General features: G+C 62.6%; 12 protein-coding genes and 1 pseudogene. All 13 read right to left on the reverse strand.

The window, feature by feature from the left end; all coding sequences use genetic code 11:
• Nucleotides 1-55 precede the first annotated feature (55 nt).
• Nucleotides 56-1,255: an aminotransferase class V-fold PLP-dependent enzyme gene (locus NKI85_RS14645; protein WP_352776868.1), complete on the reverse strand. Its 1,200-nt coding sequence runs from the start codon at nt 1,253-1,255 to the stop codon at nt 56-58.
• A gap of 30 nt (nt 1,256-1,285) precedes the next feature.
• Nucleotides 1,286-1,777, reverse strand: a complete 492-nt coding sequence (locus NKI85_RS14650; RefSeq protein WP_352525537.1) for a RidA family protein — start codon at nt 1,775-1,777, stop codon at nt 1,286-1,288.
• A gap of 13 nt (nt 1,778-1,790) precedes the next feature.
• Nucleotides 1,791-2,804 (reverse strand): ABC transporter ATP-binding protein, encoded by a 1,014-nt coding sequence (locus NKI85_RS14655; protein WP_502896004.1) that lies wholly within the window; start codon nt 2,802-2,804, stop codon nt 1,791-1,793.
• A complete protein-coding gene (locus tag NKI85_RS14660) occupies nt 2,780-3,799 on the reverse strand; it encodes an ABC transporter ATP-binding protein (protein ID WP_352776869.1) in 1,020 nt (339 codons plus the stop codon). The genes NKI85_RS14655 and NKI85_RS14660 overlap by 25 nt, the downstream gene beginning before the upstream one ends.
• Nucleotides 3,796-5,019 carry an amidohydrolase/deacetylase family metallohydrolase gene (locus NKI85_RS14665; RefSeq protein ID WP_352776870.1) on the reverse strand — a complete coding sequence of 408 codons (1,224 nt, stop codon included), beginning with the start codon at nt 5,017-5,019 and terminating at the stop codon, nt 3,796-3,798. Before NKI85_RS14665 ends, NKI85_RS14660 begins: the two co-directional genes overlap by 4 nt.
• Nucleotides 5,019-5,882 (reverse strand): ABC transporter permease, encoded by an 864-nt coding sequence (locus tag NKI85_RS14670; RefSeq protein ID WP_352525532.1) that lies wholly within the window; start codon nt 5,880-5,882, stop codon nt 5,019-5,021. Before NKI85_RS14670 ends, NKI85_RS14665 begins: the two co-directional genes overlap by 1 nt.
• Nucleotides 5,882-6,823: an ABC transporter permease gene (locus NKI85_RS14675; RefSeq protein ID WP_352776871.1), complete on the reverse strand. Its 942-nt coding sequence runs from the start codon at nt 6,821-6,823 to the stop codon at nt 5,882-5,884. The genes NKI85_RS14670 and NKI85_RS14675 overlap by 1 nt, the downstream gene beginning before the upstream one ends.
• A 104-nt stretch (nt 6,824-6,927) precedes the next feature.
• Nucleotides 6,928-8,466: an ABC transporter substrate-binding protein gene (locus NKI85_RS14680; protein ID WP_502900665.1), complete on the reverse strand. Its 1,539-nt coding sequence runs from the start codon at nt 8,464-8,466 to the stop codon at nt 6,928-6,930.
• Nucleotides 8,467-8,908: 442 nt separating this feature from the next.
• Nucleotides 8,909-9,330 (reverse strand): annotated as a pseudogene (locus NKI85_RS14685) (type II toxin-antitoxin system VapC family toxin).
• Nucleotides 9,320-9,568, reverse strand: coding sequence for a type II toxin-antitoxin system VapB family antitoxin (locus NKI85_RS14690; protein ID WP_352776872.1), 249 nt, complete (start codon nt 9,566-9,568; stop codon nt 9,320-9,322). The pseudogene NKI85_RS14685 and the gene NKI85_RS14690 overlap by 11 nt, the downstream one beginning before the upstream one ends.
• Before the next feature lie 468 nt (nt 9,569-10,036).
• Nucleotides 10,037-11,326 (reverse strand): ABC transporter substrate-binding protein, encoded by a 1,290-nt coding sequence (locus NKI85_RS14695; RefSeq protein ID WP_352776873.1) that lies wholly within the window; start codon nt 11,324-11,326, stop codon nt 10,037-10,039.
• 28 nt (nt 11,327-11,354) lie between these two features.
• Nucleotides 11,355-12,191, reverse strand: coding sequence for a carbohydrate ABC transporter permease (locus NKI85_RS14700; protein ID WP_352776874.1), 837 nt, complete (start codon nt 12,189-12,191; stop codon nt 11,355-11,357).
• Nucleotides 12,181-13,128 carry a carbohydrate ABC transporter permease gene (locus NKI85_RS14705; RefSeq protein ID WP_352776875.1) on the reverse strand — a complete coding sequence of 316 codons (948 nt, stop codon included), beginning with the start codon at nt 13,126-13,128 and terminating at the stop codon, nt 12,181-12,183. Before NKI85_RS14705 ends, NKI85_RS14700 begins: the two co-directional genes overlap by 11 nt.

The raw sequence follows: 13,128 nt of genomic DNA on the forward strand, positions 1-13,128 counted from the left end.
CATTCTCGGTTTTGCGTGCACTGTAAGGCAGCCGGGGCATTTACCACAGCCACCCTCAATCCGGCCAGTTGAGGATCGTGGCCTCGCGGGCCATGAGACGCTCGTTCCATGGTGTGGCGATGATCGCATTCGACTTGCGCGCGCCATCAAGCTCCTCGGCAAGCCGTGCCGCCACCACGAATTCTTCGTCGGGATGCAAATTGCATGGATCGAGGAAGAAATAGCCGTGCTCGACTTCATGATCGCGGACGACCACCGGCGGATTGCCGGCTGCCAGCCGGTCGACCAGATCCCACGCCGTAATGCGGGCTTCGGCGGCATTCACCGACACCTTCAAGCGATCGAGCGGATTGCTGGTCGGGTCGGGTACGATGGCGGCGGTGATGCCGGGCCGCCCCTCGAGCGCTTGCGCCCAGCAATCGAGCGCTCGGCGTTCGCGAGCGCGGATACCGTCATGGTCACGCGTTTTCCAGGCCTGGAGAGCAGCGAGCGCACCGACGATGCCTTCCTTGCCGACCTTCATACCGCGCCCGATGCCTCGGTTCTGCAGATAGACGTCGCGCACCCGCGCTTTCGTGCCTGCGACGATGCCGGATGTCGGGCCGCCCAGGAATTTGTGACCCGAATACAGCACCAGATCGGCTCCGCTGGCGAGAAAGCCCGCCAGGTCGTATTCGGACGCTGCGTCGACGATGACCGGGACCCCGCGTGCATGGGCGGCTTCGACGAACATCTTCAGCGGGATTTGCCCATACTCGACGACATGGTGCGACACGACGTAGACTGCTGCAGCAGTGCGCTCGGTGATGGCGCCTGAGAGCTGATATGCCGAGGCGCTGGTCGCCTGACCGACCGGCACGACCTTGGCGCCGGCGAGACGGATCGCCTGTTCGATCGGTGCGCCGTAGCTGACCATGTGGCCGGACTGGATGACGACCTCGTCTTTCAGTCCCGCGGCATCCGGCAGCCGTTCGATCGCGGCAAGGTCCGGGCCGGTCATGCTGGCCGCCACCGCCAGGGTGATTGCCGCGGAACACGACGCGGTGATGAAGCCGGCCTCCGCGCCCGTCAATTCGGCGATCACGGCACTGGCCTTGCGATGCAGATCGGCCATTTCGACAAACTCGGTGAGAATGCCGGACACAGCCTCGACAGCCGCGGGAACGACAATGGAGGCGCCGAGCGAGGTCATCGTGCCAGAGACGTTGATGACGGGCCTGAGGCCCAGATGGCTGCGGATATCGTCGACAGGCATGGTCTTGTGCTCCGGCTATTCGTGATCCGATCAATCAATGGCGATGACGGCTTCGATTTCGACGCTGATTCTTCCCGGCAGTGATCCGTGGCCGACCGCAGAGCGGGCATGGGTGCCGCGCTCGCCGAAAACATCGATGAGCAGGTCCGAGCAGCCGTTGATCACCGCGGGGTGGTCGGCGAAATCCGGCGTGGCGTTGACCATGCCGAACAACTTCACCACACGCCGCACGCGGCGCAGATCGCCGAGCGCTGCGTGCATGACGGCAATGAGGTTGACACCGGTCAGCCGCGCATGGGCATAGGCCTGATCGACCGTGACGTCGGCACCAACCTTGCCCGTATGGACCCGGCCGTCGGCCTCGCTCGGCCCCTGGCCGGACAGGAACAGCAGCTTGCCCTCCTGCACGTGTGTGACAAAATTGGCGATCGGCGGCGGCGCCTCGGGCAGCGTTATTCCAAGCGCCAAAAGCCGGTCGTAGGGCGTGCTTTCCGGTCGCTTCATGAGCTCGGAAAAAGTCATACACAAACTCCAATCAGATCGTTTTTTCGTTGTGCCGGATGCAGGCCACGTGGTGCCCGCCGCCGATATCGTCGAGGGGCGGAATGATCCCGGCGCAGGCGGCAATTGCCTCCGGACAGCGGGTGCGGAAGACGCAGCCGGAAGGCGGGTCAATCGGGCTTGGAATGTCACCGTGCAAGGCGACGTGGGTGCGCCGGCGGGTCGGGTCGGGCACGGGTGCCGTCGCCAGCAATGCCCTGGTGTATGGGTGCCGCGGCGCGGCGTAGAGAAGACGGCTCGGACCACGCTCCATGACGCGGCCGAGATACATCACCACCACTTCGTCGCAAAGGTATTCGACCACCGAGAGATCATGCGCGATGAACAGCAGCGTCAGGCCGAGCCGCTTTTGCAACTCACCGAGCAAGTTGAGCACCTGCGCCTGCACCGACACATCAAGCGCCGAGACCGGCTCGTCGGCGACGACGAATTCCGGCTCGACGGCGAGCGCGCGCGCAATGCCGATGCGCTGGCGCTGGCCGCCGGAGAATTCGTGCGGGTAGCGCGTGGCGTGATCGGGCGACAGGCCGACCAGGGTCAGCAGTTCAGCGACCCTGTCGGCACGCCGCTTGCCTCGCGGAAAGCCACGCGCGTCGAGTGCCTCGCCGATGATGGCGGCGATGCGCATGCGCGGGTTGAGGCTGGAGAATGGATCCTGGAACACGATCTGCAGCTTTTGCCGGTAGCCGCGCATTTCACGTGCGGACAGCGAAAACAGATCGACGCCGTCGAACAGCGCCTTGCCTCTGGTCGGCTCTACCAGCCTGAGGATGGCGCGCCCGGCGGTGGTCTTGCCGGAGCCGGACTCGCCGACCAGCCCGACCGTCGAGCCGCGTCCGACATCGAAGCTGACATCCTCGACAGCATGAATGATGCGGCCATTGCGGGCGGGAAAATGCTTTGTCAGACCCTGCACGCTAAGCAATGGCGCAGCCTCCGCACGACCGGCGATCACCGCGGCGCTCACAGCTCTGCACTCCTGATGCATCGGGAAGCGCCGTGCGGCCCTGCCGGCATTAATGGCGGGGGTGCCGCCCGACAGGGCGCAATGGCGAAGTCACAGCGCGGCTCGAAGGCGCAACCGGGCGGCAGCGCGGTGATCGGCGGCACGCTGCCGGGAATGGAATAGAGCGCCCGGCGCTCGCCGTCGTCACCGATATCGCGCGCGGCATTGGGCGTGCAGGCCAGCAGCCCCCTTGTGTAAGGATGGCGCTGGTGCGCAAACAGATCGTTGACCGGCGCCTGCTCGACGACTCGGCCGCCATACATGACGACGACATCATGGGCGATCTCGGCGACCACACCGAGATTGTGGGTGATGAAAAGGATCGACATCCCCATCTCGACCTGCAGGCGACGCAAGAGATCGAGGATCTGCGCCTGGATGGTGACGTCGAGGGCCGTAGTCGGTTCGTCGGCGATCAGCAGCGACGGATTGCAGGCGAGTGCCATGGCGATCATGATGCGCTGACGCATGCCGCCGGACATCTGATGTGGATAGTCGTTGAGCCGCGAGACGGCGTCCGGAATCTCGACATGCTTCAGCATGGCGAGCGCACGGCTGCGCGCTTCCTGCCGGTTCACCGGCTCGTGCAGCACGATCATCTCACTGATCTGGTCGCCGACCGTGAAGAGCGGGTTCAGGCTAGTCATCGGCTCCTGAAAAATCATTGCAATTTCCCGGCCGCGTAGCTTGCGGAATTCCTTCTGGGTAAATCCGGCGAGGTCGTGGACATGCTCCTGCCGGTCGCGGAACAATATCTGGCCGCCGGCGATTCTTCCGGGCCGTGACAGCAGGCCCATGATCGACAGGCTGGTCACCGACTTGCCGGAACCGGATTCTCCAACCACGGCCAGCGTCTTGCCGTGCTTCAGGTCGAAGGTGACGCCATCGACCGCCTTGGCGGTAAGACGGCGGGTCTGAAACCAGGTCCGCAAGTCCCGAACCGACAGGATGACGTCGCCGGCCATTGCGTCGCTCATGATTTCCACCCGCAATGCGGACAGACGGGCACACTGCCCGCAGACCCTTCCGGCGGCATGTGGCGGTGGGCAACGATCGCCTCGGCACCGAGGACAGCGTAGCGCGGCTCGAATAGCCGGTGCAGCATGCTTGTCGCCCCTTGCGAATCCTTCACAGTGAGCTCGGCCTCGACGAGGTCGAACAAAGTGAATTCCGCTGGCCTGCCCTTTTCCAGCAGGCCGTCGGCGGGCAACCGGATGGCGCGGCGCGGCGCCGTCGTCGAGGCCGTGACCACATCCTCGAATGCCATGCCGAGCGACAACAGCTTCGACATGGTGGTTGCCATATCCCACACAGCGCCGTCGAGCGAACGGTTGTGCAGATCGGTCGAGATCGTCTTCGGTGGCAGACCGCGCTCGAGCGCCGCCTTGGCGACATCGAAGGAGAACGAGGCGCCGCCGTGGCCGACATCAAGCACAATGCCGCGCTGCGCCGCATCCTCGGCGAGCCGATAAAGATCGTCGTCCTCGATGATCGAGCCGCCGGCCTTGCCATTGAAGCAATGAGTGACGATGTCGCCTTCGCTCAGCAGGCCTAGAACATCGTCATAGAGTGGCGGCGGCTCACCAACGTGCACCATCAGCGGCAGCTTGAGGATGCGGCCGAGCTTCTTCGCCAGCCGGACCGGCGTCAGATCCCAGCCGCCGGTGATGACGTGGCTGGCACGCACCTTCAGTCCGACGATGATGTCGCGGTTGGCCTCGACGGTGGCAATGGTGCGGTCGATATCGATCGAGCGCATGTCGATCAGCTCACTGACACGGTTGCAGGCGACGAGACCGATCGAACCGATGTTCAGGAACGCGTATATGTTCTCTCGCGCCGGCTCTATGATAAACTCGCGAAAGCCGTGGAAATTGGCTTCGCCGGCCGAGCCGGCATCGACCATCGTGGTGACGCCTCGGGCGGCGCCACATTGCTGCGGCCGCAGCGAAATGTCGGTGCCGCCGTACCAGACATGCACGTGGAGGTCGGTCCAGCCGGGCGACAGGAACGCGCCATTGGCGTCAAGCATCTTCACATCGTCGCCGGCGGCAATCGTCGAACCGGTTTCGGCGATACGGCCATCCTTGCCGATCAGCACGTCGATTGTCTGGCCAAACCCGCCGCCGAAACCGACTGGTTTTGCGCCCCTGATCAACAGCGGCCTTTCGGTTTGCGAAGAGCGATTGCCGAACATCAGATGTCCTTTGCCAGACGAGGGTCGAGAAGGTCGCGCAAACCGTCGCCGACGAGCTGCAGCGACAGCACGGTGATGACGATGGCGCTGCCGGGAAACATCATGATCCAGCCGGCCTGATCCATGTATTGACGGCCGGTGGCGATCATTGTGCCCCAGGTCGGGATGTCGGGCGATATGCCAACGCCGAGGAAGGACAGACCGGCCTCGGCCAGGATGGCGTTGGCGAAGATGAAGGTTGCCTGCACCAGCAATGGAGAGGTGACGTTGCGCAGGACGTGCCGCACCAGGATAACCGGCGTCGGCACGCCGAGTGCGCGGGCCGCCTCGACATAGGGGAGTTCGCGAATGACCAGCGTCGAGGCCCGCACCACGCGTGCGAGCCGCGGCGCATAAACCACGCCGAGGGCGACCACAACATTGAAAGCGGTGGCGCCTAGTGCCGCCACGAGCGCAATTGCGAGCAATATGTCGGGAAAAGCCATCATGGCGTCGATCAACCGCGACACCGGCGCGTCGAGCTTTCTGAAGAAGCCGGAAGTCAGTCCCAAAACGACGCCGATGATCGAGGCGAAGATCACGACAGCAAAGCCGACCGCCAGCGAAGTGCGCGCGGCGTAGAGCATGCGGGTGAAGATATCGCGCCCAAGATCGTCGGTGCCGAACAGGTGGTCGAGGCTCGGCGGATGCAGCCGGCTGGCAATGGAGAGCTTGGTCGGTGCGTAGGGGGCGATGACCGGCGCGAGGATTGCGGCGAGCACGATGACCATCATCACGGCGATGCCCACCGCCGCCGTCGGCCGGGTCATCAGCCGCGAGAGGATATTTGGCTCCGCCTGGAGCGGCACCGAGATAGCGGCCATCAGTAGCGAACCCTTGGATCGACAGCCAGATAGAGCATGTCGATGGCGAAATTGACCAAGACGTACAGCCCGGCAATGACCAGCAGCGCGCCTTGAATAACCGGATAGTCGCGCCGCAACACCGCCGAGACGACCAAGCTGCCGACGCCGGGCAGGCCGAACACCGTCTCGGTCACCACCGCACCGGAGATGAGCAGTGCCGCGGTCAGGCCGATGACGGTGAGGATGGGGATCAAGGCATTTCTGAAGGCATGCTTCAGCACCACACGCCATTCGCTCATGCCTTTGGACCGGGCGGTCCGCACATAGTCGTCGTTGAGCACGTCGAGCATCGAGGCGCGAGTGAAGCGGGTGATCAGTGCCGAGCTTATGAGACCGAGCGCCAGCGCCGGCAGCACCAGATGGTCAAGCCGGTCGGCAAACGAAGCTCCCGGCCCGCCATAGCCAGATGTGTCGAACCAGCCGAGCTTCACGGCGAAGAACTGAATGAACAAAAGGCCGAGCCAGAAGCTCGGCACGCTGGCCGCGAACATGGCAATGGTGGTTGCCGCCTGGTCGAAGATAGAGCCGCGCTTGTAGGCCGACAGGATTCCGACCGGCAGCGCGATGAGCGTCGCGATCGCCAGGGAGAAGACGGTGAGAAAAAATGTCGGTTCGGCGCGTTGGGCGAGCGCGGTCGTGACCGGCTCGCCCAGGAAGATCGACTGGCCGAAGTCGCCTCGGACGACATCGAGAACGTAGCGCCCGAACTGTTCGAGGATGGAGCCGTCGAGGCCGAGCTTGGACCGCAGCGCGGCTATATCGGCGGCCGTGGCGTCTGGACCCAGCATGACCGCCGCCGGATCGCCGGGCGTCACCCGTACGATGACGAACACGATCGTGACGACCAGCGCCATGACGACGATCATGCCGAGAAGTCTGTTGAGGATTGAGCGCAGCATCGGCCATCTCTGAGCAATCATCGAACGGTTTGCCGGTGCCGGCTTTGTCGGCCGGCACCCGGCCGCCTATCCTTGGGTTGAGGCGGAAGGTGGGAGGAGCCGTCTCAGTTGCCTTCCAGATAAGCGTTCCAGAAATAGGGCCATGGCGCCGGCGTCACGCCTTTCAGCTTGGGGGCCTGGGCGGCCAAGGCGTTGAAGTCGCCGACCTTGAACGCTGGAACCTCGTCGTAGATCGCCTTCTGGACATCTGCGAACAGCGCAACGCGCTTGGCCGGATCGGCTTCAGCGTTGAACGCCTCAAGCACCTGGTGCTTGCGATTCGAAACCCACCAACCCGGCGAGGAATCCGACATTATGCCGGTGAGCGACGGCTCGGGCAGGAACGGACTGTGGGTAATGTAGATGTCCCACAGCGCCGGGTCGGTGCGGTTCTTGGTCAGCGTCGCCCATTCGACCACATCGAGTTGGACCTGGAAGCCGGCGGCTTTCAGATACTCGGCCGCGACCTGCGCCATCTTGTAGTGGAACTCGTACTGGCGGCTGGTGAGGATGCGCAAAGGCTTGCCGTCATAGCCGGCTTCCTTCAGCAGCGCCGCAGCCGCTTCAGTGTCGCCATCGGGCTTGTAGGGCTCGGTGCCGGCGTCCGTGTGCCAGGCAAAGCCTTGCGGATACATGTCGCCGTCGGCTGCGAAGAAGTCCTTCGATCCGAATGCGGCGAGCAGCATGTCGTTCGGCGCCAGCGCCGCTTGTATCGCCTTGCGGATGCGAATGTCGGAATTCAGCCCCTGCTTGGTATTCAGGACGAATACCGGCCAGCCGAACGGCTTCAAGATGACCGGCTGGGTCTTGCCACCCGAGATCTTGTCAAAGGACTCGACCGGCAGCGAGTCAACATAGGCGAACTGGCCGGAGACTGCGCCTTCGACGCGTGTGTTCGCATCGGGAACCGGCACGAAACGGATTTCGTCGAGATACTGTTTTCTGGCGCCACCATAGCCGTTGGGTTCGCCGTCGCGCGACTTGTAGCCGTCGAACCGGGCAAGCTGGATGTACTGGTCGGGTTTGCGTTCCTTCAACATATAGGGGCCGGTACCAACGAAGCTGGTCAGCGGCTCCTGTCCCACGTTTTCCGACGGGATGATGATCGCGGCGGCATTGTTCAGCGACAGCAGCGACAGAAGCGGCGCGAACGGCCTTTTCAGCGTGATTTTGATGGTATTGTCGTCAACGGCGTCGACCGCGGCGATGACTTCGGCTGCCTGCTTGCCGCGCGTGGCAATCTTCATCCAGCGTTGCAGCGAAGCGACCACGTCGGCCGAATTCATATCGCTGCCGTCGTGGAACTTTACGCCGGCTCTGAGCGGGATGGTGTAGGTAAGGCCGTCCGGCGAAATCTTTGGCATGTCGGCGGCCAACAGCGGCGTGATGCCCCAATCCTTGTCGAAGGTATAGAGCGTCTGGTAGATGTGCTGCGTGACGATGCCAACCAGATCGGCGGTCGAGGCCATCGGATCGAGCGTCGGCGGCTCCCCAATGGTCGCCACGTCGATCACTCCACCTTTAGCGGGCTCGGCCCAGGCAGTGCCTGTCGCCGGCAGCATAAGCGCGGCGAGCGAAGCGACGATTTGCAAGAAACGCTTCATCTTGGTTCCCTTCGCTGTGTTCCATAGTAATGGAATTTGTATCCTAGTTACGGATCAAGTAAACGCATCTGAATATGCAACGTCAAGCTTTTTTCGTCGAGCGGAAGTCGCGCGATTGGGAGCCGTTGATGATCTTCGTGCGCCAAGGGCGTGGCTCGCCGTCCCGTCCAAGTGCCGGCATCACACCGTCGTCCAGCGATCGGAAAAACCTCAGCTACATGGTGGGACAGAATGAAGCAAAGGAGCCGAAGGATACTACGCACCCCCAACAAGACCCGCTGGCATCAGCGCTTGATGGGGTTGATAAGTGCAAAAGCAGCTCGGCCACGCCTCAGCAGCGCCGGCGCGACCGTTTCCGGGTCAATCTCACTAAGGCATCAGGGCTTAAGGGGTCGAAAAGGCCTCCCCGCCCCGATGCTGAACGAAGCCTACTTCCGAGGCGTCAAAACTCCCAAGGAGAGATCAGATTTGAGGCCGGTCTTATCGAAGTCGCTCAAGTTTCGGGTCGCAAGGCGGCCTCCGTTGACACGCGCTATCGCGGCGATCATGCCGTCGGGCGCGGACATACCCAGACCTTGGCGTGCAGCAGTTCCCATAATTGTCCCGTAGGCCAATGCGGCTTCCTCAGTCAGCCCGAAGATTCGGCCGGCGAAACGACGACGCCAATCGGACAAGCCCCTGCTCCAGCCGCTCGGCACGCTGATCGGGTCGAATTTTTTGAATGCCGAAGGAAATCTCGGCGATTGTCACAGTCGGAAGCGCCAGTTCAGCATCATGGCGAACCAGCCATGCGATAACGGCAGCGCTAGGCGCCTTCTTCAAAGTTTCAGAAACCACATGGTGTCGACAAAGGTCAAAGCTCAGGTCCTACATGAACCCGCTGATCGTCTCGGATCGCCGCTTCAAGGTCGATATCGGTGCCGTAAACCGTCGCGATGCGCGCGTAAAACGTCGACGCAGGTTCGCGACCTGCCTCCCGCGCTTCGTAGTATTCAAGGGCACGTTCGACAATGTCTGCAATCGAACGATTTTCGCGACGGGCAAGCCGGTGCGCAAGGTCTCGCGCTCTGGCACTTCTTACGGAAAGTTGAGGCTCTGCCATGTGGGTCTCCTTTTCCGCAGATATAGCGCGGCAGCTTTGGGCCATCGAGATGGGAGGCGATGGCTTGCCATCTTGAGCGCAGAAGAGAATCCGCCGAGTTGATGCGCGCGCCTCATCATGCCTGAAAACGCGCAAAGATATGGTGCGTTGCTTACGCGGGTCGATCGCGCGCTGTAAGCAGCGCGAACGGGTGGTATCAGCAACCTGGAGATCGTCTCGCTGTCCACAGGGAGAATAACAACGAAACTATATCCGCGTCCTCATCCCCGCCCGACCGTGGCGCCCGATCATTCATCCTCTTGCCACCAGCACACTGCTAAGCAGTCCAGAGCTCGCGCCACCGAAGGCCCGGCCAATTGACACCGCCTCACCCGGGCCTCACCGACAAGAATTTTATGACCGCGCCTGATCCTCACCGATGAGCCGCCTGGTATGTGCGAGGCGATATGGCCACGTCGGTTCATATGATTACGCTGGCATCAGCGGTTTGACGCGGTCGATAATGGCGGCGACGGCTTCCTTCGGGCTCTTGCGACCGAGGACGGCGAGCTGAACCTCCTCGAGAAACGTCGACTGAGCGCGAGCGGCTTCGGGAAAAGCCGGGAAGGCTGGTCTCGCCTTGGCAAGGGCGGCAGCCTCGACCTTCGCCTGCGGCTGCGACCCGGCAAACGACGGCTCGGCATAGGTTGATGAGCGGACGGGGCCATTGCCGTTGCGCGCCATATCAAGTGTGGCCGCCTTGCTGGCTACGAAGCGGATATAGCTCCAGGAGAGCTTCTTGTCCGCCGAATTGGCGGGAATGGCCATCGCCCAGGATTCAACGACCGGGTGCATTTCCTGACCGCTGCCGAGGGTCTTGGAGCCGGGGAACTCGATCGCCTTGATCTTTCCCGGCGCGGTCGACTGTTCCTTGTTGTTGAGCTGCGCGTAGCGGGCGAAAGGCAGCACCGCGAAGGCTGCGCGTCCCTGCTGCATCCAAGTCACCATGTCGTCATTGCGCGTCGTGGCGTAGCTGCGGGGGAGCGCCCCGGCCTTGAAGAGGTCGGCGAGCACGGACAGGCCTTTTTCCATCGCCTCCGGATCGGGAACCACCTGGAACTGCTTGTCGATAAAATCGCCGCCAAAGGCGCGGGCGAACATGACCGGGAAGACGGCGAGGTCGCTCGCAAGGATCATGCCGACGACCGGCGTACCGGACTTGGAGGTGAAGGTCAGCTTCTTCGCCTGCTCGACCAGCTCCTCCAGCGTGTCCGGTGGCGCCGAAATGCCGGCCTCCTGAAGCAGCTCCTCGTTGTAGAAAAGCCCCTGCGTGGCATGGCGCACCGGGATGCCGACGAGCTTCCCGCCGACGGTCATCGACTGGCGCAGGGCTTGGGCGATATCGTCGAAATCCTCGATCGGCTCGGCTTTCCGGAGGTCATCGAGCGGCTCGAAGAGCGAGGCGATCTGCGATGTCATGCGGTTGTCGATGATATAGCCGACGTTGAAATCGGTCTCGCTCAGGCTCGCCTCCCGGAATAGCCGGTCCTGGAGCGGATTGCTGTCGAGCGTCGTCCAGGAGATCTGGGCGTTGTTCTTGTCCTCCCACGGCTTGATGACATTGCCGGCGACGCCGGTCGTCAAGTTGGTCTGGTGGACGCGATGGCAAAGCACGTTCAGCGTCTTTACCTGAGCATGGGCCAACCGACCCAATACGCCCGTGGCGCCGGCGGCCATCGCGGTCGTCAGCAGGGCTCTGCGTGTCATGTGCAAAGGCATTGTCTTCCTCCCTTTCTCGGTGACGTCGTCACCCCTTGGTCGCGCCGGCGGTCAACCCGGCGACAAGAAACCGGTTCATCAGGACCACGAAGACGAGAACCGGCAGCAATTGGACGGTAGAGGCCGCAAAGAGCACGCCCCAGTCGACGCCATCGATCGAGCTGATCATCTCTGAAAGGACCAAAGGCGCAGTCTTGGCGTGGTTGGCGGTGAAGATATAGGCGAACAGAAACTCGTTCCACGCGAAGACGACGACGAAGACGGCGACGGCGAGCATGCCGGGCGCTACGAGCGGCAAGATGATCTTCACAAGGATCGTCAGCGGCCGCGCGCCGTCGAGGACAGCCGCCTCGTCGAGTTCGCGCGGCACCTGATCGATGAACGTCCGCATCAAAAGCGTGCCGAGCGAGACGAAGAAGCTCGCGTAAAGCAGGATCAGCACCAGATGGGTGTCGTTGAGCCCGAGCCGATTGACGACCGGGAACAGTGGCAGCGTCACGACGATCGGCGGGATCAGCCGCGATCCGATCAGAAACATCACCGATCCTTCCAGGAAACGGACGCCACGATAGCGTGAGTAGGCGAAACCAGCGAGCAAACTTGCCATGACTGCAAGCGCCGTTGCCCCGGTGGTGATGATCAGGCTGTTGACGAGCCCGTCGAAAAAGGCCGGCCAGTGCTGCCATAACGAGGCGTAGTGCTCGAAGGTCGGTTCGAAGAAGAGCTCTGGTGGAACCGCGAAAATCTCGCGACCGGGTTTGAACGACGAGAGCACGATGAAACCGATCGGAAACAGCGACCAAACAACGATTGCCGCAACAGCGAGCGTCTTTCCGGCACCGATGGCGAGACGCTTAGAACGCATTGGCCACGGATTCCTTGCGCAGCCGCCATACATAGCCAGTCGCAAGCAGCAGCGAGATGACGACCATCATCCACGCCGTCGCGGCCGCCGTGCCGAACGAGTTGTAGCGGAAGCCTTCCTGATAGAGATAAACGGAAACGACCTCGGTCGTGCGCGCCGGGCCGCCCTGGGTCAGGAGCCAGACCTCGGAAAAGAGGCGGAAGGCGAAGATATAGCGGAAGAGCAGTGCAATCAGCATCGCTGGCGCCAGAAGCGGTAGCGTGATGTTGCGGAAGAGCTGGAACGCGTTGGCCCCGTCGGTGCGCCCAGCCTCGTAGAGCTCCTTCGGAACCGCGAGCCGTGCCGCATAGAGAATGATGAATGTGAATGGCAGGTGCAGCCAGATTGTCAGCAGGCCGACGAGGATGAGGCCATGGGAAGGGATGAACGTCCAGTCGAGCGTCGGCAGCCCGGTGTATCGCAGCATCAGCGTGATCGGCCCGACGTCTGGATCGAACAGGAAGCGCCACATTGCGACCGCCGTCACCTCGCTGATAGCGTAGGGAGCGAGCACCACGACGAGCATGACACGCTGGAAGGGAAGCCCGGAGGCGAAAAGCAGAGCCAGGCCGAGGCCGAGCAGCAGTTCGATATGAACCGCGACGGCGACGACGAGGACCGTGTTCCAGATCGAACCCCAAAAATATGGATCGGTGAGGACGCGGATATAGTTATCGAGCCCAACGAAGGTTGCCGATTGGCCGAATGACGAGGCCTCGAAACTCAGCCACAGGACGAAGATGGAGGGCAGCACGATGATCCCAAGCACCAGGAGGTGCACGGGCGTCGCATAGAGATAGGCAGGCGAAAACGCGAAGCGCCGCCTCTTGGTCTCGCCAGCCGCTTCCGCCGCCCCTTCCCCGCTGTGGCCGACGGACGCCTCGGAACCAAATGCCAT

It is taken from the genome of Mesorhizobium sp. M0571, from assembly GCF_040320985.1.
Classification (GTDB): domain Bacteria; phylum Pseudomonadota; class Alphaproteobacteria; order Rhizobiales; family Rhizobiaceae; genus Mesorhizobium.

Bases quoted from the DNA above. Each gene is read 5' to 3' on its own strand.
- NKI85_RS14690 (WP_352776872.1), bottom strand. From the start codon at position 9,568: ATGGCAGAGCCTCAACTTTCCGTAAGAAGTGCCAGAGCGCGAGACCTT.
- NKI85_RS14655 (WP_502896004.1), bottom strand. From the start codon at position 2,804: ATGCATCAGGAGTGCAGAGCTGTGAGCGCCGCGGTGATCGCCGGTCGT.
- NKI85_RS14695 (WP_352776873.1), bottom strand. From the start codon at position 11,326: ATGCCTTTGCACATGACACGCAGAGCCCTGCTGACGACCGCGATGGCC.
- NKI85_RS14645 (WP_352776868.1), bottom strand. From the start codon at position 1,255: ATGCCTGTCGACGATATCCGCAGCCATCTGGGCCTCAGGCCCGTCATC.
- NKI85_RS14660 (WP_352776869.1), bottom strand. From the start codon at position 3,799: ATGAGCGACGCAATGGCCGGCGACGTCATCCTGTCGGTTCGGGACTTG.
- NKI85_RS14675 (WP_352776871.1), bottom strand. From the start codon at position 6,823: ATGCTGCGCTCAATCCTCAACAGACTTCTCGGCATGATCGTCGTCATG.
- NKI85_RS14650 (WP_352525537.1), bottom strand. From the start codon at position 1,777: ATGACTTTTTCCGAGCTCATGAAGCGACCGGAAAGCACGCCCTACGAC.
- NKI85_RS14665 (WP_352776870.1), bottom strand. From the start codon at position 5,019: ATGTTCGGCAATCGCTCTTCGCAAACCGAAAGGCCGCTGTTGATCAGG.
- NKI85_RS14700 (WP_352776874.1), bottom strand. From the start codon at position 12,191: ATGCGTTCTAAGCGTCTCGCCATCGGTGCCGGAAAGACGCTCGCTGTT.
- NKI85_RS14680 (WP_502900665.1), bottom strand. From the start codon at position 8,466: ATGAAGCGTTTCTTGCAAATCGTCGCTTCGCTCGCCGCGCTTATGCTG.
- NKI85_RS14670 (WP_352525532.1), bottom strand. From the start codon at position 5,882: ATGGCCGCTATCTCGGTGCCGCTCCAGGCGGAGCCAAATATCCTCTCG.
- NKI85_RS14705 (WP_352776875.1), bottom strand. From the start codon at position 13,128: ATGGCATTTGGTTCCGAGGCGTCCGTCGGCCACAGCGGGGAAGGGGCG.